At 54.9% G+C, this 19895-nt stretch carries 16 protein-coding genes and 1 tRNA gene; 13 read left to right on the forward strand and 4 right to left on the reverse strand.

Annotated elements, in window-relative coordinates; translation table 11 throughout:
* The first annotated feature begins 126 nt into the window (after nt 1-126).
* The 3 genes from RIB44_13480 to RIB44_13490 all read left to right on the forward strand — a co-directional run bounded on the left by RIB44_13480 (nt 127) and on the right by RIB44_13490 (nt 2577).
* The gene (locus RIB44_13480; protein MEQ8617580.1) at nt 127-285 is read left to right on the forward strand and encodes a hypothetical protein; all 159 of its coding nucleotides are present in this window, start codon (nt 127-129) and stop codon (nt 283-285) included.
* A gap of 252 nt (nt 286-537) precedes the next feature.
* Nucleotides 538-1176 carry a hypothetical protein gene (locus RIB44_13485; GenBank protein MEQ8617581.1) on the forward strand — a complete coding sequence of 213 codons (639 nt, stop codon included), beginning with the start codon at nt 538-540 and terminating at the stop codon, nt 1174-1176.
* Between the two features lie 234 nt (nt 1177-1410).
* The gene (locus tag RIB44_13490) at nt 1411-2577 is read left to right on the forward strand and encodes a c-type cytochrome domain-containing protein (protein ID MEQ8617582.1); all 1167 of its coding nucleotides are present in this window, start codon (nt 1411-1413) and stop codon (nt 2575-2577) included.
* Nucleotides 2578-2613: 36 nt separating this feature from the next.
* Here the strand turns inward: RIB44_13490 and RIB44_13495 are convergent, their stop codons facing one another.
* Nucleotides 2614-3834, reverse strand: a complete 1221-nt coding sequence (locus RIB44_13495) for a 2,3-bisphosphoglycerate-independent phosphoglycerate mutase (protein ID MEQ8617583.1) — start codon at nt 3832-3834, stop codon at nt 2614-2616.
* A gap of 223 nt (nt 3835-4057) precedes the next feature.
* Here RIB44_13495 and RIB44_13500 point away from each other — a divergent pair, with 223 nt between their 5' ends.
* From RIB44_13500 to RIB44_13510, 3 genes are all read left to right on the forward strand, one after another.
* Nucleotides 4058-5467, forward strand: coding sequence for a glucose-6-phosphate isomerase (locus RIB44_13500; GenBank protein MEQ8617584.1), 1410 nt, complete (start codon nt 4058-4060; stop codon nt 5465-5467).
* A gap of 161 nt (nt 5468-5628) precedes the next feature.
* On the forward strand, nt 5629-6318 hold the full coding sequence (locus tag RIB44_13505) for a metal-dependent hydrolase (GenBank protein MEQ8617585.1): 690 nt from the start codon (nt 5629-5631) through the stop codon (nt 6316-6318).
* A gap of 163 nt (nt 6319-6481) precedes the next feature.
* Nucleotides 6482-7432 (forward strand): DUF6263 family protein, encoded by a 951-nt coding sequence (locus tag RIB44_13510; GenBank protein MEQ8617586.1) that lies wholly within the window; start codon nt 6482-6484, stop codon nt 7430-7432.
* 45 nt (nt 7433-7477) lie between these two features.
* Here the strand turns inward: RIB44_13510 and RIB44_13515 are convergent, their stop codons facing one another.
* Nucleotides 7478-7843 (reverse strand): Rieske (2Fe-2S) protein, encoded by a 366-nt coding sequence (locus tag RIB44_13515; protein MEQ8617587.1) that lies wholly within the window; start codon nt 7841-7843, stop codon nt 7478-7480.
* 123 nt (nt 7844-7966) lie between these two features.
* Between RIB44_13515 and RIB44_13520 the strand changes: the two genes are divergently transcribed.
* The 5 genes from RIB44_13520 (at nt 7967) to RIB44_13540 (ending at nt 13105) form a co-directional block, all read left to right on the forward strand.
* Nucleotides 7967-8287, forward strand: coding sequence for a MazG nucleotide pyrophosphohydrolase domain-containing protein (locus RIB44_13520; protein ID MEQ8617588.1), 321 nt, complete (start codon nt 7967-7969; stop codon nt 8285-8287).
* The gene (locus tag RIB44_13525) at nt 8284-10533 is read left to right on the forward strand and encodes a hypothetical protein (GenBank protein ID MEQ8617589.1); all 2250 of its coding nucleotides are present in this window, start codon (nt 8284-8286) and stop codon (nt 10531-10533) included. The genes RIB44_13520 and RIB44_13525 overlap by 4 nt, the downstream gene beginning before the upstream one ends.
* Nucleotides 10534-10576: 43 nt before the next feature.
* A complete protein-coding gene (locus RIB44_13530) occupies nt 10577-11518 on the forward strand; it encodes an ABC transporter ATP-binding protein (protein ID MEQ8617590.1) in 942 nt (313 codons plus the stop codon).
* Nucleotides 11519-11581: 63 nt separating this feature from the next.
* Nucleotides 11582-11654: transfer RNA gene (locus tag RIB44_13535), tRNA-Glu, on the forward strand.
* 140 nt (nt 11655-11794) lie between these two features.
* A complete protein-coding gene (locus tag RIB44_13540; protein ID MEQ8617591.1) occupies nt 11795-13105 on the forward strand; it encodes a Gfo/Idh/MocA family oxidoreductase in 1311 nt (436 codons plus the stop codon).
* 109 nt (nt 13106-13214) lie between these two features.
* Here RIB44_13540 and RIB44_13545 read toward each other — a convergent pair whose 3' ends face one another.
* Nucleotides 13215-14678 (reverse strand): DUF1501 domain-containing protein, encoded by a 1464-nt coding sequence (locus tag RIB44_13545; protein MEQ8617592.1) that lies wholly within the window; start codon nt 14676-14678, stop codon nt 13215-13217.
* Between the two features lie 43 nt (nt 14679-14721).
* Nucleotides 14722-16983 carry a PSD1 and planctomycete cytochrome C domain-containing protein gene (locus tag RIB44_13550; protein ID MEQ8617593.1) on the reverse strand — a complete coding sequence of 754 codons (2262 nt, stop codon included), beginning with the start codon at nt 16981-16983 and terminating at the stop codon, nt 14722-14724.
* A gap of 495 nt (nt 16984-17478) precedes the next feature.
* Here RIB44_13550 and RIB44_13555 point away from each other — a divergent pair, with 495 nt between their 5' ends.
* Both RIB44_13555 and RIB44_13560 read left to right on the forward strand, forming a co-directional pair.
* Nucleotides 17479-18066 (forward strand): sigma-70 family RNA polymerase sigma factor, encoded by a 588-nt coding sequence (locus RIB44_13555; protein ID MEQ8617594.1) that lies wholly within the window; start codon nt 17479-17481, stop codon nt 18064-18066.
* Nucleotides 18063-19817: a hypothetical protein gene (locus tag RIB44_13560; GenBank protein MEQ8617595.1), complete on the forward strand. Its 1755-nt coding sequence runs from the start codon at nt 18063-18065 to the stop codon at nt 19815-19817. Before RIB44_13555 ends, RIB44_13560 begins: the two co-directional genes overlap by 4 nt.
* Nucleotides 19818-19895 lie beyond the last annotated feature (78 nt).

Here is a 19895-nt window from a genome sequence, read left to right on the forward strand (position 1 = left end):
AAAAACAGTAACAACTGGCAGGCGAATTCGCTGAACTTCCTGTGGCCAATTGCGTATAGATCGCGGTTGGCACAACAGCAGCTAACTAACAGATCAGAGAAGATCGTTCCCGAGAGGAGACTCCCCATGCCGATTAATCAGGTGAAGAAGGTCGCACGCGAAATCCGCCAGCGGTGGACCAGTGACGAACGTATCCGTCGTGCCCGCTTAGCTGAAGCGATGCAGGCCCGTTTTTTACAGCTCGCTGGCGTGAAACTCGCCCCAGTTGTTGCAGAGAAAAAGTAAGCAGCTCCAAGTTTATTTGAAGCCCCAATGAGTTGAATGGCGTTGCCGGTCCAGACCGGCAACGCTTTTTTCTTGCCTGGAACTCAAATTACGTAACAAAGTTGCCATCTTCCGGCCTAAGTTCACTAGCAGCTCGTAAATCATAGGTTCAATGGTAAGATCTGAGAACATTGGTTACAGGGGCTCTTAAACTCATGCTACTGCGCTGCTTTTTCTTTCTTTCTTTTTCTCCAAACAAATAGAGGTGCGCTAATGAAATTTAAAAGGACAGTCTTGAGTCTAATCGCAGGACTATGGCTACTTTACGGCGGATCAACAACGGATGCCGCGGAAGTTGACCTAAGCCTGAATCTTACCTTCAACGATCCGACTGACATCAATTCCGGCGGCACGTGGACGGTTGTTGCAAAAGCGGACGAAAGCGGCATTGCTGGGCTCAGTCTTGACTTTGTTGCAGACAGTCTCAACTTCGAACCCGCTACCGGGTTTCTCACTCCCGCAGGATTTGAAGTCGAGAATTCTGCCGTGTTTGGTTTACGACTGAACATCGTTCAAGGAGATGATCTTTCCGACCCAACTCTGGATGTGGGTGTCGTAGGAGGAAGCTTCCCAAGTTCTTATGTCGATGCCCCCAACTTAGACCCTATCCTCGGAAATCCCGATCTCGGCTCCTTTAGTGGGGGAGTGGAACTCGCCACAGGCTCCTTTGACGCCGGTGACATTCCTGAGTGGTTTGGGACCTCGGGAGCCAATGTGTTTGACAGTTCCAGCCGAGCTATAAGTGCAACGGTTAGCACGACAGTCCGCGCCAGCCTGATTCCGGAACCTATCTCGCTGGTACTTCTCGCACTTTCCACAGCTCCGATGGCCTTGATACGCCGGAGAAAGTAGTAAGCTGTACCAGCTTCGATCATCAATCTTCTCAAGCGTGCCGTCTGACTACATCAGACGGCACTTTTTTATATTTTCTCTGAATATTGCGGGTGAATCACGCAACGAAATCGGAGCTAGCCAGCGGGTGTTAATGGTAAACTGGGGAGTTATAATCGGACGTACATTCAGCAGTTGGCGTGAAACTTATTGTTCCCGATAGATCTGAAAACCTACAACCTTCCAAAGAGAACTATGAAACGATTCGCTCTCACCGCATTACTTCTCTCGGCCATTACTCCCGCGTCTTTTGCGGAAGATAAGCCCGTCAATTTCGAGACGCAGATCCTTCCAATCCTGGACACGAACTGCGTCTATTGCCACGGTCCTGAGAAGGCGATCAAGAAGCTTCGACTTGATTCTGCGGAACAAATCCAAGCGTTTCACGAAGACGAACTCATCGTCGCCGGAAAGCCCGACGAAAGCGAACTCTACGAGCGACTCATACTTCCTGAAGATCACAAGAAGCTGATGCCTAAGGACGCTGGTCCGCTCGAGAAAGAAGACATCGAACTCATTCGTAAATGGATCGCACAAGGAGCTTCGTTCACCTCAGCGACTGTACCGTCAGGCAAACCTGCCGAAACAAAGCCGGCAGCCGAAGAGAAGTCGTCGAATGATACTGTTCCTGAGGACTCCGAAGAGCTGAAGGATGTGAAACCCGCCTCTGCAGAAGCGATCAAGAGGATTTCTGCGACTGGCGCAAGCGTCATGCCCTTGTTTGGCAAAAGCGCGTTATTGCAGGTCAGCTTCGCCCAAGACCCAGGAGCGGCAACTCAGGAAAACTTGCAGATGCTGACTCAGGCGAGCGAGCAAATTGTTTGGCTGAATCTTGCGGGAGCACAGGTCAATGGTGATTCGCTGGCCGCACTTGCCAAGTTGCCCAACATCTCTCAGCTTCACCTTGAGAAATCGGCGGTCGACGATGCGGCCATTAAACATCTCTCAGGTCTGAATCGTCTAACTTACTTGAACCTCTACGGCACGCAGGTTAGCGATGCGGGCTTGCTGCACATAGCAGGCCTCAAGCGTCTGCGGAAGCTCTACGTCTGGGACACCAAAGTCAGCTACGATGGCGCGATGGCTCTCGAGAAGGCGATTCCAGGTCTCTCGGTCAACCTTGGCTGGAACCACCCTGTCGTCGCCAAAAAACGCATCGAAAAGCAGCTTGCTTCGGCGAAAAAAGAAGCCGAGGAGGCCAAAAAGCAGGCCGATGAAACGGCCAAGGCCGCCGCTAGAGCCAAGGAAGCCAACGAGCGTGCTGCCAAGCGATTGAAGGAATTGAATGAGGAGCTGAAGGCGTTGCAGGCACCTCCCGCCGAGAAAAGGGAAGAAGCCGCTAAGAAGGATGACAAAAAGTAGAGAACATCCCTACTCACGCCAAAACGAGCTTAGAGTCTAAGCACCAAACTTGCCCAGTCGTCCGGCGTTCGCGAGCGCTAGCGTCATCAGATGCTTTGCCTCGAACTGCCCCAAGCCGCCACGTAGGCACTCCGCTTCGCCGAAGCTCTCGCACGGATCAGTACGGCAGTTCTTTGCCCACAGCAAGGTCGGCACGGGGTGCCAACTGTGGCTGGCCAGCATCGCAGGCGTGCTGTGGTCGCCGGTGGCGATGAAGACATCCGGTCCCAGCTCCATAATTTTTGGCACTGCCGCGTCGAACTGCTCCGTGCGTTTCACTTTCTCCTCAAAGTTGCCATCCTCGCCGGTGCTGTCGGTGTATTTGAAGTGGATGAAGAAGAAGTCGTAAGCGTCCCAATTGTCTTTTAAGACTTGCATCTGTTCGTCGAGCGTCTTGGCATCTCCCAGGATGTCCATCCCAACCAGCTGAGCCAGTCCTTTGTACATCGGATAAACAGCGATGGCTCCGGCACGTAAGCCGTAGACTTCTTCGTAGCTCGGTAAACTGGGCTTTGCTGCAACGCCACGCAGCGTGCAGCAATTGGCCTTCGGTTGGCCGGCTAGGAGCTCGCGGGCTTGCTTCACAAACTCGTCGCAGATGTCAGCGGTGAGCTTGCTATCCGGATCGTTTGCCTCTGCAGAAAGCGGCGGCACGCCTGTCGCTTGCGGATCGGTATCGGCTACGTTGCCATGCAGTTTGCCCTCATTCACGCCGGTACCACGCAGCACAACGACAAAGCGGTGTTCCTTCACGGGTTCGACAAAGACTTCGACGTTGGGAATCGACACTTTACGCAATTTGATCGCTAGCGGAGCGCTCTCTTCGGTCGGCAGCCGACCAGCCCGGCGGTCGGTGATGTTGCCCGCGTCATCAATCGTGCAAAAGTTCGCACGAATCGCGACGTCTCCCTCTTTCAACTCGAAGCCGATGCCCGTCGCTTCTAAGGCACCTCGACCGATCAGATACTGCAGCGGGTCATAGCCGAACAGCCCCAAGTGACCGGGACCGCTACCCGGCGAGATTCCGTGGGTTACCGGGATGCTACCACCGCAAACGCCCTCCAAGGCTAACCTATCAAGATTCGGCGTCTGGGCGGTTTCCAGCTCAGTCATCCCCCCAGGCTGCTGGGGTAAACCGCCAAGGCCATCGCCGACATACATGACGATTTTCGAGTCGTTCTTGGTGAAGAGCTGCCGAGTGAGTGCGTGTAGATCCATAGTAAAAGTGGGCAGTAATTAGGGGGCAGGGGGCAGTTTTGTTGGAGGGAACAGTCGGCGTGTTGTGTCTCGCCGACGCTTGAACCGAGATTCTATCGACTCGAACGCGAATCGTCACCTGTAGGCTCTTGCGGCTCCACAAGGAATGGAGACGATGAAGGACTGTGATTCAAACATTCTCTCTCACAACAGCCGAAATACGCACCTTCTAGGAATTCGAGATATGCCCAACAACCTGATCTCCTACGACCCCTCAGGCGTGATGATCCCTGAGCACGGCATCACGCCCGACGACCTAGCCGGAATCGCTCAAAGACTTGATGACGTTCGCGACGAGGTGCTGGCTGATTCACAGCTCTGGGCCGACGGCGTCGAGCCCGAAGAGAAGAAACCGCTTGATGCAGGTTTTCACGAGCTTCCGGGGCGTCTTCTCTCGGAGTTTCGCACCACAGGCCCTGAGAGTGAGGTGGGAAGAATTCAGGCGACGGCCGAACGACTCTCCGACCAAGTTGATCGAGTCGTGTCGCTCGGGATCGGCGGCTCCTACATGGGTGCCCGTGCCCTCATGGAAGCCTGCTGTCACCCCTACCATAACGAACTCCCCCGAGACCGCCGCGGCGGCCATCCTCGGATCACCTTCGAGGGAAACAATGTCGACAATGATGCCTTACGCGGACTGTTCGACTTGCTGCATCCCGATGAAGGGGGCGGGGTGGCTGACCAGTGGGGCATTGTCGTTATCAGCAAGAGTGGCGGCACGCTGGAGACGGCAGCTACTTTTCGCATCCTGCTCGAAAAACTCACTGAATCATGTGATGACGATCTGGCGGAAGTCGCTCAACGCGTCGTCCCTGTCACCGGCAAAAGTGGCAAGCTGTTCGACTTGGCGGCAGCCATCGGCTGTCCCGATGTCTATGAAGTCCCCGACGGTGTCGGTGGTCGCTTCTCCGTCCTGTCAGCCGTTGGTCTCCTTCCCGCCGCGATCATGGGACTCGACATTGTGAAGCTTCTCGAAGGAGCCGAAGCAATGAACGAGCACTTCCGTAACAATCGGGTCGAGGACAACTTGGTCCTGCAGTATGTCGGTGTCTGTCACCTGATGGAAACGATGCGCGGCTGCGACATTCGCTTACTTTCCACGTGGGGCAAGCAGTTGGAGTCGCTTGGCCTATGGTACGACCAGCTCCTCTCCGAAAGCCTCGGCAAACAGGAACGAGGTGCCATGCCGTTGACCGTCGTCAACACACGCGACCTACACAGCCGCGGCCAACAGCATCAGGAAGGCAAACGTGACAAGCTGGTCACGAACGTGATCGTCGACGAGTTCCGCCGCGAACCGGTCGAAATCGGCGATAGCAAAAACAATCAGGACGGGCTCAATGAGCTATCAGAAAAGTCGCTGATCGATGTTCTCGATGCAGCCACGAAAGGCACCAATCAAGCCTATCGCGAAGACGGACGTCCCACCGCAAATCTCCACTTACCACGAATCGACGAGCACACCATGGGGCAGGTTTTCCAAATGCTCATGCTTGCGACGGTCGCTGAGGGTCGCCTAATTGGGATCAATCCATATGGGCAACCAGGGGTCGAGGCTTACAAAAAGAACATGAACGCGATCCTGCGCAGCTAATATTTGACCGGATAACCGGAAAGAACTGGATCAACAAGATTATTTATTGTTAACCATGCTACAGTTTTGCGCTGGTTCGATCTCCTCTTCTTGAACTACCACTGCCAATTCTAAAAAACAACGTCCTGTAAATCTCGCGAATCCTGTTATCCGGTCCAATCATGTCCCTCGAAATCACTTGGCTCGGCCACTCCACGTTCAAGATCGTTTCCGGTGAGTACACTCTGCTCGTCGACCCTTTCCTTAACGACTCGCCAGTCGCACCTATCAAAGCCGACGAAGCCGAAGCGGACTTCGTTTTACTCACGCATGGCCACTTTGATCACGTCGCTGACGCCGTCTCGATTGCCAAGCGTACGGAGGCCACGGTCATCGCCAACTTTGAGATTTGCGAGTGGCTCAAAGGGCAGGGCATTGCGGAAGAAAACGTTGTGCCACTCAACACCGGCGGTGGCTGCGATCAATCCTTTGGTCGCGTGACGATGACACTCGCTCATCACAGTTCAAGCCTCCCAGACGGATCGTATGGCGGAATCGCTGGAGGCTTTCTCCTCGAACTCGATGGCAAACGGATCTACTTTGCAGGCGACACAAGCCTGTTTCTTGACATGAAGTTGATCGGCCTGGGCGGCATCGACTTAGCAGTCATACCAATCGGCGATCAGTTCACGATGGGGCCGAACGATTCGCTCGAAGCGGTCAAGTTCCTCGGCGCGAAGAAAGTCATTCCTTGTCACTACAATACATGGCCTCCCATCGAGCAAGATGCACAGGCTTGGTCAGAAACAGTCCGCGAACAGACCGCCGCTGAGCCAATCGTGCTCGAGCCAGGGCAATCAACCAGTTTCTAGCTGACGCCGACCCAGCTTTCGTCTCCGCTTGCAGCTGCATTTGATGGTTGCGGGCCATTTTTTACGCTTTCCCGGCGACCAAGAACGCTCCATAATGCGTATTGATCGTGCGGGCACTCCATGCTCGCAACGACTGTAATCCCAACAATCCAAGGACCTTTTCATGCTTCGTCTCTCTCCCCTGAGAACTATTCTCTCACTTGCCCTCGTCGCCTGCGTCAACTCACCATCATTCGTTCGCGCACAAGCCACTGCGACTGCTGCAGCTCCGCTTGCGTGGAAATTCGAAGCTGGCGACCAGCATCATTACGAGATGACTCAGAAGATGAATATGTCCATGAACATGGGCCAGGCCGGCAAGATGGACACGAGCATCAGCACGTTCATCGATACCACCTGGGACGTGGAAGGAATGAACGATGAGGGCAATGCGGTCGTCAAACAAAACATCAACCGCATGAAGATGGACATCCAAGGCCCCGGCGGTCAGAACATCTCCGTCGACACGGCAGCCAAGGAAAAGCCCGAAGGCTTTGGGGCTCAGTTAGCACCTCTGGTCGAAGCGTTAACCTCGCAACCCTTCACGGTCACGATGACACCTCAGGGTAAAATCTTGACCGTGGACGTTCCTGACGAATTACTCAAGAAGATGCAAGCCGCCCCAGGCGCAGCCATGATGGGCGAGTTGGCCTCGAAGAAAGGTTTTGAGCAACTCATTCGTCAAGGCTCTCTCTACTTCCCCGAAGGGGAAATCAAAGAAGGCCAAAATTGGAGTAACAAGGTCGAAACCAAGAACCCCATGTTTGGTAAACAAACCATCGAAACCACCTACACTTATGCAGGCTCGAAGGAACTGGAAGGCAAAGAGTACGAAGTCTTCAAGCCGAACTTGAAGCTCGACTTCGGCGACGGCGAAGGTGCCCGCGGCACGCAAGTCGTCATCGACAAGCAAGGCTCTTCAGGTGAAATCCTCTTTGATCGCGAAGCCGGGCATCTTGCTCAGTCCATGATCAAGCAAAACATGGAGCTGACGATCACCGCCGGTGGACAAAATATCAATCAAGTCATCAAGCAGACGATCGACTTGAAGCGTGTTGAGAAGAAAGAAAAGTAGCGTCGCGGGCTGAAAAGTACCAGAATTAGCCGGCGAGCACGGCTCTTAGTGGTTTTGCTCGCCCGGTGAGTTTTCTTCGCTAGTTTCCTCTAAGATTTTGACAGGTCGCACTTGCACGTCATCGCCTTGAACGCGCACTTCAAACCGGTCGATCTTCAACCGCGGATTGTCCATCCAACGTCCATCCGTCACGTTGAAAGACCAAGCGTGCCAGGGGCACATGACGCAACCGTTTTCGTCGAGCTGACCCGCCCCGAGTGACGCTCCCATGTGGGGGCAGAGGTCGTCGATCGCAAAGTATTCACCCTGATGATTGAACACAGCGATCAGCCGCTCTCCCACATGAAAAGTTCCCCCCTGCCCAACGGGCAAGGCATCGGTCGTCGTCACGGTCACAAATTCTTCGCTCATACCCTCTATCTTACCAGTGTTGGACAATCGGAAACACTGGTGATTCACTTCATGCGAAGCTATTCTAGTAGACGCAGTTATCAGCACTGAAAACTGAACACTGACAGTTGAAAACTCTTCTTTATGCCCAACCCTAAAACTGAAATCTCATTGCGCGATTTCCAGCAACTCATTCGCAACATGTACCACGACAAGGACGTGGCGCGGGGAGTTGATGGGACGTTCATGTGGCTGATGGAGGAAGTTGGCGAACTGGCTTCAGCACTGCGAGAAGGGACACCTGAAGAGCTAGCTGCCGAGTTTGCCGATGTCTTTGCCTGGCTGACAACAATCGCCAACGTCGCCGGCGTAGACCTTACCGCAGCCATCGCTGAGAAGTACGGCAGCGGCTGCCCCGGCTGCGGACTCCTCGCCTGCACCTGCGACGACTCGGAGAAGCCGTGACGCGTTCTCAGCACCGAAACTTTCGCACAAAATTCAGTCTCTGGCTAACGCTCTGCCTATCGCTTGTCGTCTTCGCCGCCCCTACCGGCAAAGCACAAGAGCCCAAGCCAACGCAAATCGCTGATTTGCAGCTCGGCTTCGAGGGCTCTTACAAAGCCGGCTGTTGGACACAACTTGAAGCCACGATTGCCGGAGCCGAAAAAGCAACGGCCTTGCTGACTGTCACGATGCCGGACTCCGACGGTGTGCCGGTCTCCTACGTGACTCCACCGGAGCGTCTTGTCTCCGTCTCGCCTGGCAACCTCACGAAGGCGCGACTGTTGGTCCGCCCTGGGCAAACGGGTGCTGGCATTAAGTTGGATCTCGTTTCTACTGAAGGCAAACTGCTCGCCAGCCGGAAATACATCAGCGGCTATGAGAAGGCCCCCGGCATCATACGGACCGGTCACGCTTCGACCAATCGCCTGATCGTAGGAATTGGCAACCAGTCCGGGATGGCAGAAATCGTCCGCAACCAAAACAACGACATCGAAGACTACGCGACTCGCTTCGCTGGAGTCGAGGACGCAGCTAGTTTACCGCTCGATTGGCAGGGCTATGAAGGCGTCGATTCGGTGGTCCTCACTACGTCGGACCCGACCTTTTACCGCGCTATGTCAGCAAACTCGTCTCGACTGGACGCATTGAATCGTTGGGTTGAGCTGGGCGGTCGCCTCGTCATCTTCTGCGGCGCGGAAGCGGAGGAACTACTCGGCAAGGAAGGCCCGCTTGCAAGGTTCTCACCAGGAGAATTCGCTGGTATGGCCCCGTTGCGCGACTCTTCGAAAATCGAGCGTTTCGCCAATGTCAATGAATCAATCAATCGCGGACGCATTGATCTCCGCATCCCGCGTTTTGCGAGCGTCAAAGGCACCGTCCTCGCGTCGGCTGGTAATGAGCCCGGTGAATTACCACTCGCGGTTCGTACGCGTGTTGGGTTGGGAGAAGTAACCTTCGTGGGACTTGATCCAGACGCAGCTCCTCTCTCTGGCTGGGAAGGGCGGACGGAACTTCTTCGCACGGCACTTGGCTGGCCCATTATCGACCCTGACGACCAGCAGCAGGTGAATGACTATGCCTACACGGCCATGCCGGATTTTGTGAATCAGCTCCGCGCCGCCCTCGACAATAAATTCGAGGGGGTAACCCCGGTGCCCTTCGGTATCGTTGCTCTGCTGGTGCTCCTCTACATCGCGCTGATCGGTCCCGGCGACTACTTCTTCGTCAAACGCGTCTTCAAGCGAATGGAGCTCACTTGGGTAACGTTTCCGCTAACGGTCGCCTTGGTTTCATTAGGTGCCTATTGGTTGGCTTATTACCTCAAAGGGGACCAACTCCGCGTGAACCAGGTGGAGATCATCGACGTGGATGTCTCCACCGGCGAAACTCGTGGCACGGTTTGGACCAACTTCTTCAGTCCCCGCGCCAAAAAATACGAACTGACGCTAAAGCCTTACTTTGCCACCCAAAAGGCGACCGTCTCGAAACCACCAATGACTGCCTGGCTCGGCATGCCAGGCGTTGGGTTAGGCGGAATGCAAGCCGGCGGGATGCAAACCACGATGTTTGATCGCGGCTACCTCATCCCTCCTACGATGGATGCAATGGTCGGCTTGCCCGTCCAGGAATGGTCGACGAAAACCATCACGGCCCGTTGGATTGGAACCGTGGACGACTCCAACGACGGCCCAATTAATGCTCGCTTACAAATCGACGACGACGGTATGCTGACAGGACGCCTTGAGAACACTTCGGGTGTGAATTGGAAAGAGTGTTTACTTCTCCACAACACGTGGGCGTACCGACTGAAATCGGTCGCCGCTGGAGAGACCGCGAAGATCGACTCCTCCGTCGAGCCAAAGTCGATCCAAACGGTGCTAACAGGCGGATCTAGAGAAACGACCAAGAACGGTACGACCGTGTATCCTGGTTACAATGACGACATTCCAAAAATGCTTAGAACGATGATGTTCTACGAGGCTGCCGGCGGCATGTCCTACGCCAACATGGTGAGCCGCTATCAACACTTCGTCGACCTCAGCCACCTGCTACAAGGGGACCAGGCAATCCTGGTAGCTCGCGTCAAACAGCAGCAAAGCAGCCAGTGGTTCGACAAGGATTCGCCTCTTCGTAGCGATAAAGACCTTAACTGGACTTATTATCGATTTGTCATCCCATTGAAAAAGCTCGAAGTCCTGGGGCCGTAAGCTGCGTATTGAAAACTGAACACTGTAAACTGAAAACTCTTCAATGATCGAAGTCCGCGACCTCACGAAAAAATACGGCGATCTGTTCGCTATTCATAAAATCGACTTGAAGCTCGAAGCCGGCGATGTGTTCGGCTTTATTGGGCCTAATGGCGCAGGGAAGACCACAACCATGCGCATCCTGGCCACATTGCTCAATCCTACTTGGGGCGAAGCGTACGTCGGTGGCTACTCAATCTACACCAAGCCAAAAGAAATCCGTCGCATCATTGGCTACATGCCGGACTTCTTTGGCGTGTACGACAACATGAAGGTGATTGAGTACCTCGAGTTCTTCGCCGCCGCCTATCGCATCAAAGGACCGGCACGCCGTAAGATTTGCGATGAAGTTCTCGAACTGGTCGACCTCGGCTACAAGCGTGAAGCGCTCGTCACCAGCCTTTCGCGCGGCATGACCCAACGCCTGGGACTTGCACGCGTCTTGTTGCACGACCCGCAAGTCTTGCTGCTCGACGAGCCTGCTTCTGGACTCGACCCGCGTGCCCGTATCGAGATCCGCGGATTGCTCAAAGAACTTCGCAACATGGGCAAAACAATCATGGTCAGCAGTCACATTCTGCCAGAACTCGCCGACATCTGTAATAAGATCGGCATCATCGAAAAGGGCGAGTTGCAAGTCAACGATTCGGTAGCCGACGTCATGAAGAAAGTCCGCCAACAGACGGTTCTTCGCATCAACGTCGTTGATGGTGCCAACTCCGACCAACGCGAGGCTGCCGCTAGTCAACTTCAGGAGCATGAGATCGTCGAACAGGTCGAAGTTCTCCCCGACGATCTCCGTGTCACGCTCATCCCCGGCGAGCATGACGTAAGCGTCCTTGCCAAACTTCTTCTCGACAAAGGCCACGGACTTACACGGCTCACCGAAGAATCGATCGACCTCGAAACCGCGTTCATGACGCTGACGAAGGGCATCACGAGTTAATGCTCTGAGCGGTCCAATAGACAACCCGCCCGCTGCTTCGTAGAATACTCAATCCGACGCCACGCCCCGTTCGTCTAGTGGCCCAGGACACCGCCCTCTCACGGCGGAGACAGGGGTTCGACTCCCCTACGGGGTACTTGGCTTTCCTGCTCGCAACGGTTTTGCTGCAAGATTGCGCGAAACTGCTGCGCATCGGCCTCCTTCTCTTGGCTTGTTCGGTCCTGCTGGTTTGTTAAATTCGAGGTCCCAGCGCAACCACCAGCAAGGCATGTCGTGATGTCGAATTTCTCAAAGTCATCGGACGTTTCCATTTCGCGGCGTCGGTTTGTCACACAGGCTGCCCTTGCGTCCGGGGGTACTTCAGTTGCTACGCAACTGTTGTACGCACAAGCCGGACCGACTCCTGCACCCAGCGAACGCATTCAGTTGGGCTTCATCGGTGTAGGAGGCATGGGGCAGTTTCATTTGCAGTGGTTTGCCAAACAGCCGGACGTGCAAATCGTTTCCGTTTGCGATGTCGATCGCAATCGGTTTGCCGCGGTTGAAAATATTCTCCAGTCCAAAGACTATGAAACTTATCACGACTACCGCGAACTCCTCACAAACGAATCGCTCGACGCAGTGGTGGTCGCTACGCCAGATCATTGGCACGGTTTGGTTGCCATTGCTGCGGCACGTGCAGGCAAAGGGATTTACTGCGAGAAACCACTGACCAACTCCGTGGGAGAAGGCCGCGCGCTTTGCGATGCGGTGCAAGAAAACAAGGTCATCCTACAAACAGGCTCTCACGAGCGTTCGAACCCTGGCGCGGCGATTGCCAAAAAACTAATCGCTGAAGGACGTTTCGGAGAAATCGAAACCGTACGGATTCAGCTACCGACCGATGAGCAGCATTTGCAAACGGTCAAGAATTTCAAAGGAGTACCACCGGCTTCAGATCCACCGGAGGGCTTCGATTACAACTTCTGGCTAGGGCACACCCCAGAGGTTCCTTACACAGAAAAACGATGCCATTTCTGGTGGCGTTTTATTAGCTCCTACGGCGGGGGCGAGATGACTGACCGCGGTTGCCACGTCATCGACCTGGCTCAAATGATTCTTGGCCTTGATGACACCGGACCAACCCGAATTGAAGCGACTGGCGAAACGCCCGCGCCGGGGCTCTACGACGCGTTTCTCGACTTTGAATTCGAGAACCGTTTCGCCAGCGGGTTGCGTATGATCGGAAGCAATGAAGGCCCCCGAGGAGTTTGGTTTGAAGGCACTGAGGGAAAACTGTTTGTCAGTGTTCACGGGGCCGAACTCACCGCCGAACCGGCTGCTTTGCTTGAGGACATAAGAGTCCCCAAAAAACCTCACTACGTAAAACATCGTCGCGAGTTTCTGGAGGCCGTTAAAACCGGCAGCCCCGTAATCGCCCCCGTGGAAGCCGGCCACCGTACCGCCACGATTTGCCATCTCAACAACCTGGCCCTCCGGCTTGGTCGCTCGTTCAACTGGGACCCAACAACTGAGCAATCCGACGACCAGGAAGTCAACGCTTTGTTAACGCCATCTATGCGTGAGCCCTGGTCTCTGGAAAGTTAAGTTGCGTGAGTTTTTTGGTAACTTTAGCAGCCAAGTCCGCTCTCGCCTTCCTTACGAAAATCCTTGCCCGATTCTGCGTTCCTGAACGGGCTAGTAATTAGCAAGGGCTTCAGAGCAGGATTTCGTGCCGCACTTTGGGATCGTTTGCAGGGCCGATCAGTCGGGCGTTCAAACCTTGGAACGGATAACTTAGACAGTGCGGATCGAACCCAAGCAGGTGCAATAGCGTTGCCTGCAGATCATGGACCGGCACCTTACCGTCCTGAACAAAGTAGCCGAAATCATCGGTTGTTCCGTGGACCGTCCCTGGCTTCATTCCACCGCCGGCGAAGAGCATGGTAAACGCATGGGGGTGATGATCACGCCCCAGGAATTTCGATCCGTTGCGAGCCTCATTCATCGAGGTACGGCCGAACTCGCCGCCCCAGATCACGAGGGTATCGTCCAGCAGGCCCCGTTGCTTGAGGTCGTTGATTAACGCGGCAACGGGGCGATCCATCTCGCCGCACTTCCGCGGGAGTCCTTGATCGATGCTGTTGCCAGCGCCGGTGCCGTGCATGTCCCAGCCGTAGTCAAACAGTTGGACGAAGCGAACGCCCTGTTCGACAAGGCGGCGAGCCAGCAAACAATTGTTGGCGATCGAGGCGACCCCCGGTTTCGCGCCGTAAGCCTTAAGGGTGTGATCCGATTCCTTGGAGAGATCCATCACTTCGGGGACCGTCACTTGCATCCGATAAGCAAGCTCGTACTGCTCAATGCGCGTGAGCGTCTCCGGGTCGCCGAATTGCTCCTGTTGCATTTGATTCAAGTCTGCCAATGCATCGAGACTCTGTCGGCGGACCTGACGCGACATTCCCTTGGGGTTGGAAACAAACAGAATCGGATCGCCCACACTTCGGCACTGAACGCCTTGATAAACACTCGGCAGGAAGCCGCTGCCCCAAGCATTCTTACCCGAACTGGGTGCCTTGCCCCCTGAGAGCAATACGACGAAGCCCGGAAGGTTCTGATTCTCGGTCCCTAGACCATACGTGGCCCAGGCGCCGAAAGACGGATAGCCAAACCGGGCGTTGCCTGTGAGCAACGCCAGTTGTGCAGGGGCGTGGTTAAACTGCTCCGTGTGCATCGAGCGGACAACGGTAAGATCGTCAGCAATGGAAGCAAGATGGGGAACCAGATTCGAGTACCAGCCGCCCGCCTCACCATGCTGCTTAAAGTTGTGCATCGTGCCCAGCAACTTCGGCGTCCCCTTGATGAAGGCAAAACGTTGCCCTTCCGTCAAACTGCTCGGGCAATCTTGGCCACTCATCTCAACAAGCTTGGGCTTGTAGTCGAACATGTCCAGTTGCGAGGGCGAGCCGGCCAGATGGATGTAGATGACTCGCTTTGCCTTCGGAGCAAGGTGCGTTCGGGGCGAATCGTCGATTGCCAGCTTTGGCTGAGGCGACGCCGTTGCGTCGGCCCGGTCGTTCGCGAGCAGGCTCCCCAAGGCAAGCCCCCCCAAGCCTACTTGGCAATTGCGAAGGAAGTGCCGGCGTGTAACCGCTTCAAGATATTGTTGGTGGAAGTTCATGGTAGAGTCGAATGAGTTCATGGCCCGGTAGGGCGACGTACGATCAATTCTGAGTAAGCACTTCATCCAGGTTAAGCAAGACGTTGGCGACAACCGTCCAAGCTGCAACTTCGGCGACTCGGTCCTCGGGGAAGGTTGTTTCTAGGCTTTCCGAAGTCGCCAGCCGCTTTGCGTTTTCTTGATCGGCCTGGAAGTGCGAAAGTTGTGTCTGATAGAGCTCGGCTAATCGCTCTGCCTCTTCTGCAGTCGGTGGTCGAACAAGGATCTGGCGGAACACGCGCTCCAGTCGCTGGGCGGATTCTAGATGACTCCATTGGGCAGCCTCGGCAGCGATCGCTTGTGCCGCCTCCACGAATGCCGGATCGTTCAAAGTGACGAAAGCTCCAACCGGAGTATTGGTGGAAATCCGGCGTACCGTGCAGACAGTTCGATCTGGCGCATCCAGCGCGATCATCGAAGGGTAAGGGGCTAGCCGGCGCCACCGCGTGTAGAGCCCACGACGGTGACGGTTTTCTCCCTCGCTCGCCTCCCAGTCGAAGCTCGTCCCGAAAGCAGCGGCTAAACCAATCTTCGGTTGCGGGGGCCGAACCGGGGGGCCGAACATCTTGTCGCTCAACAAGCCCGTGGCGGCGAGCGTGTAATCGCGAATCTGTTCGGCGGAGAGCCGATGTCGCGGTCCTCGAGCCAGAAGTCGATTACGTGGATCCAGTTCTAGTTTTTCTGGAGCTATCCGCGAGGACTGACGATAGGTTGCGGAGGTCACGACCAAGCGGCACAACTCTTTCATGGACCAACCGCGCTCGATGAACTCTAGCGCTAGCCAGTCCAACAGTTCGGGATGCGAAGGCATTTCTCCCTGCATGCCAAAGTCTTCGCTCGTTTCGACGATGCCGATGCCGAAAAGCTTTTCCCAGTGACGGTTCACGGCAACCCGAGCTGTGAGAGGGTTCTCAGGAGATACCAGCCAATGTGCCAACCCTAGTCGGTTCTTCGGTTGTTGCTCATCCCAATCGTGAAACGCCGCCGGAACCCCTGCCGTGACCTCGTCTCCCTTGTCAAGAAAACTGCCACGAATCGCGATCTGCGTCTTCCGCCTGTTGCCTGCTGGCAATTCCTTCATGACCGGCGTCGTACTGACCTGTTCCTTCAGAAGTGTTTGTTCCTCTTTGAGCCTATTCTGTACGCCCCCGTTTTTCTCTTCACGTCTCAGCTTCTCGATTTCCTTCAGGCGAGCGGTCTGCTCTTCGGTGGGAAACGTAATGAAGGGCCGATTGTCGGACTTGTCAGAATCCGCTGTCTGATTGAAGAATGCGAAGAACTGGTAGTATTCTTCGTGGGTCAGCGGATCGTATTTGTGAGTGTGGCATTGGGCACAGCCCAGGGTCATCGCCATCCAAACTTGCATTGTCGTATTCGTGCGATCAACAACGGCCGCGTGGCGGAACTCCTCGTCGTCGGTCCCGCCTTCGTCGTTGGTCATCGTGTTACGATGGAAGGCCGTCGCCGTGAGCTGCTCTCTTGTCGGTTCCGGAAGCATATCCCCGGCTAGCTGTTCAATCGTGAACTGATCATAGGGCAGGTCGCGATTGAAAGCTTGGATCACCCAGTCACGGTACGGCCAGATGGTCCGCAAATTATCGTTGGCGTAACCTTGTGAATCGGCGTAGCGAGCTAAGTCGAGCCACATGCGGGCCCACTTCTCCCCGTAGCGAGGCGATTCCAGTAGCCGATCGACCAAACGCTCGTAAGCCCCCGGCTCCTTGTCATTGATAAAAACATCTGTTTCTTCAACGGTTGGCGGCAATCCGGTGAGGTCCAACGAAACGCGGCGAATCAGTCGATAGCGATCGGCTTCAGGCTCTGGCTCAAGGCCTTCCTTCTCAAGTCGGGCGAGCACAAAGGCATCGATTTCATTACGGACCCAACCAGGATTCTCCACCTTGGGAATCTTCGGAGCGGAGGGTGGGACCAGCGACCAGTGCTTCTCGTAATTCGCACCCGACTCAATCCACCGTCGAAGCAATTCAACCTCGTCCTCCCTAAGCCGCTCGCTAACATCCGCTGGGGGCATGCGATAGTCGTCATCGGCTTCAAGGACGCGGATTAGTGCCTCACTTTCATCTGGCTTTCCTGGGACGATCGCTCGGACACCGCTGTCGAGTTCCCGAATCACATCCTCACGGGTGGCAAATGAAAGCCCCGATTCGCGATGCTCCTCGTCAGGCCCGTGGCAAGCAATGCACTTACTGAGAATGGGCCGAATCTCCATATTGAAGTTGACCTCTTCCTCAGCCGAAACATCCATTGCATGCACGCTCTCTGAGGACACAGAGGCCGTGCAGGCCAAGAGGCAGACAAGAAGAGTTCGAAATCTCAACAGCATGGCGACTCAGATCGCTTGGAGTATCTAGGGGCGAAAGGCAGGAGAGACATGGCTTTCCTATCTCATAACGTTGCAAAAAGCAGGTTTTTTACTCGATCTCCAGGAAGCTTGTGGCCTAATCGCCCAAATATAGGGTCGGGGCTAGGTTCGCATAGTTGGAATATAATTCCGCCGGAGGGACTCCATCTCAACGGAAAAACTCGTCAAAATGCTAAAATCCGAGGTTTTAGGTGCTTTCTGGGTAAACCCGGTGCAAACCCACACGTTAAGAGAGTGTCAGCTCACGTGCATTTTGGACGTGATACGGCAGGAGGTTCGTAGCTGTGGGCATTAGGCGGCACGGACCGTGTTCTTTTGAGATTGCCCCTATGGGCAGAGGTTCCTTATTCGAGGAGCTTTCAAAGACGCGAGACCCGAATGTCCAGAAGCGAAGAACAGGATGGCAGCGAGAGTACCGACGATAGTCGTCGTCGCTTGGACCAATCTCCCGAAGAGCTTTTTGAGGATTTGCTCAGTGCGCATCAGCACCGGGTCTACGGTTACATTTTCGCAATGCTGCGTGACACGGCCGACTCACAAGATGTGTTGCAGCAGACGGCAGTCATCCTTTGGCAGAAGTTCGAGCAGTTTGATCCCGACACCGACTTTTTCCGGTGGGCGGTGACAGTTGCGCGATACGAAGTATTGAACTTTACAAAATACCGGCGGCGTAGCCGGATGTATTTTAATCAAGACTTGATGGAGCAACTGGCAGACGACCTCTCAGGGCAGGACAATGATTTCGTCGAGACTCGACGAGCCGCTCTGAAGCAGTGTTTGCAGAAGCTCCCCGAGGCTGATCGAAAACTGATAGAAAGTCGTTATTCTCACGGCCTTGGTTCAAGGCAGATGTCGGAAATCCTGGGCAGATCTCCAAGCAGTATCTGTAACTCATTAAGACGCGTTCGTGAGGCACTTCATGGATGCATCGAGCACACACTGCTAAGAGAGGATTCAAAAGCATGAGCAAGTTTCATTATTTCAACGCAGATAATAAATTACGTCGCTTGATTCAAAAAAGCCTGGACGAGCCGCTTACCGGCGACGAGGTTCGGGAGCTCGAACAAGCACTACAGGCAGACCCCAACTTGAGGTTAGCCTATCTCGAAGCGACTCAAATGCACGTTAGTCTCGTGGAACATGGGCAGGCACTGGAAATGTGCCGTCGTGCCGCAGAAGAGTTTCCCAAATCGACAGCGAACGCAGTGTCTCGCGAAAATTTGGCGGTCGCTGATGAGACGCCCTCCCGGCAGCGTCTCCTGCGTTTCCCTTCCCTTCCTAAAGCATTGCCGTATGCGGCTGCCCTGCTATTGGTTGGCATGGGGCTTGGCTGCGGTCTCGGTATTGTTGCGGCCTCGGTCATGTACAAACAGCCGGAATTCACTTCCGTGAAGTGGAACTATCCAAGTTCACCGGGAGTCACTGCACGGGTGGTTGCAACCGCTGATGTTAGTTGGCAGGCTTCAGAGAGTCCTGACACCCTGCCGACGCGCAACTTAAAGGTCGGGCAAGAAGTTCGTCTGGATGCAGGACTTGTTGAGATTGCCTTCCGTGACGGCGCTCACACAATTCTTGAGGGCCCTGGGGTACTCGAAATTCGTTCCGGCTCATCCTGCAAGCTTTATTCCGGCAAGTTATGCGTCTCAAAAGATGACGAGACTCCATCCAATTTTGTTGTGGACACGCCCTCGGGAGTCATACAGCTTCGCGCAGGGCAGTTTGGCTTGGTCACCGCCGATCAAACGACGCACTGCCACAACTTCACGGCTACGATGCAAGTTGAAGCGCTCCGAGAGGTCTCCGTCCGGCAAGCGTTGGAACCGAAACACAATCAACTGGTGGAGCTAGACGCAATCACGGGTATCAAGACGATTCTGCAACCAGCCGACCCCTCGATCTTTACGCGTCGGATGCCGAGTCGCTCCAGTGACCACTTCACCGATGATGTGATCCTTCTAGGAAATCTCTTTGACGATGGTACAACCGCTTCGCTTACTCAGGCGATGCAGACCGACGCCTATCAGGCTGCTGGGGAAACAATCGATTTGGGCGTCGCGGCCGTACGCGATGGGGGACTTGATGTTGATTTCCCTCTCTTCGACGCAGGACCGCGGTTTAACCTGATCAATGTTGGTGGCGGTGGCCCCCGAGTCCGTGGCCTTCCATCCAACGACACCTATCGCTCGACCCATGCGGAAGCCATCCGCACGCTCGGCGAACTTTATGACCGCGAAGATGCCTATCTGACAAAAGTTGAGGACGGCATCGGCATGTGCACCAATGAAATGATCACTTTCGACCTGCAAGAAATCCGGGACGCTGGTCACTTGGGCAAGATACCAATGCGACTCAAAGTCGATCGTGCTGGCGTAAACGATCGTTTTGTCGATAGTGAACACATACTAGGAGGCGTGCGGTTTGTGGTTATCCTCAGTAACCGTTCAAAAGTGCAAGATGCTTACGTCAACGGCGAGCATTACCCGATCCAGCGTAAGGCGGGTGTCTACTCCTTCGACCTGCGAGAGAAGAAAGCCCCGCGGCCGATTCAACGCGGGCGTGGCTACGTTGCGTTTGATGTTCCTATCCCGGCAGACGTAACCCATTTGACGCTTGCTACCACCATGTGTGGCCTGGAAGACGACGACCACGCGGTGTTCTCTGGCGCGAGGTTGGAGATCATTCGCGAAGCGTCGCCACAGGCGACTGCCGCAAAATAGTACAGACAAGCACGAAGCGCAAGCGAGTGAATAAACACGGCAAAGAACTCACTCGTCTGTGCTTCGTGCTTGTTTTCT

Source organism: Lacipirellulaceae bacterium (assembly GCA_040218535.1).
In the GTDB taxonomy this organism is placed as follows: Bacteria; Planctomycetota; Planctomycetia; order Pirellulales; family Lacipirellulaceae; genus Adhaeretor.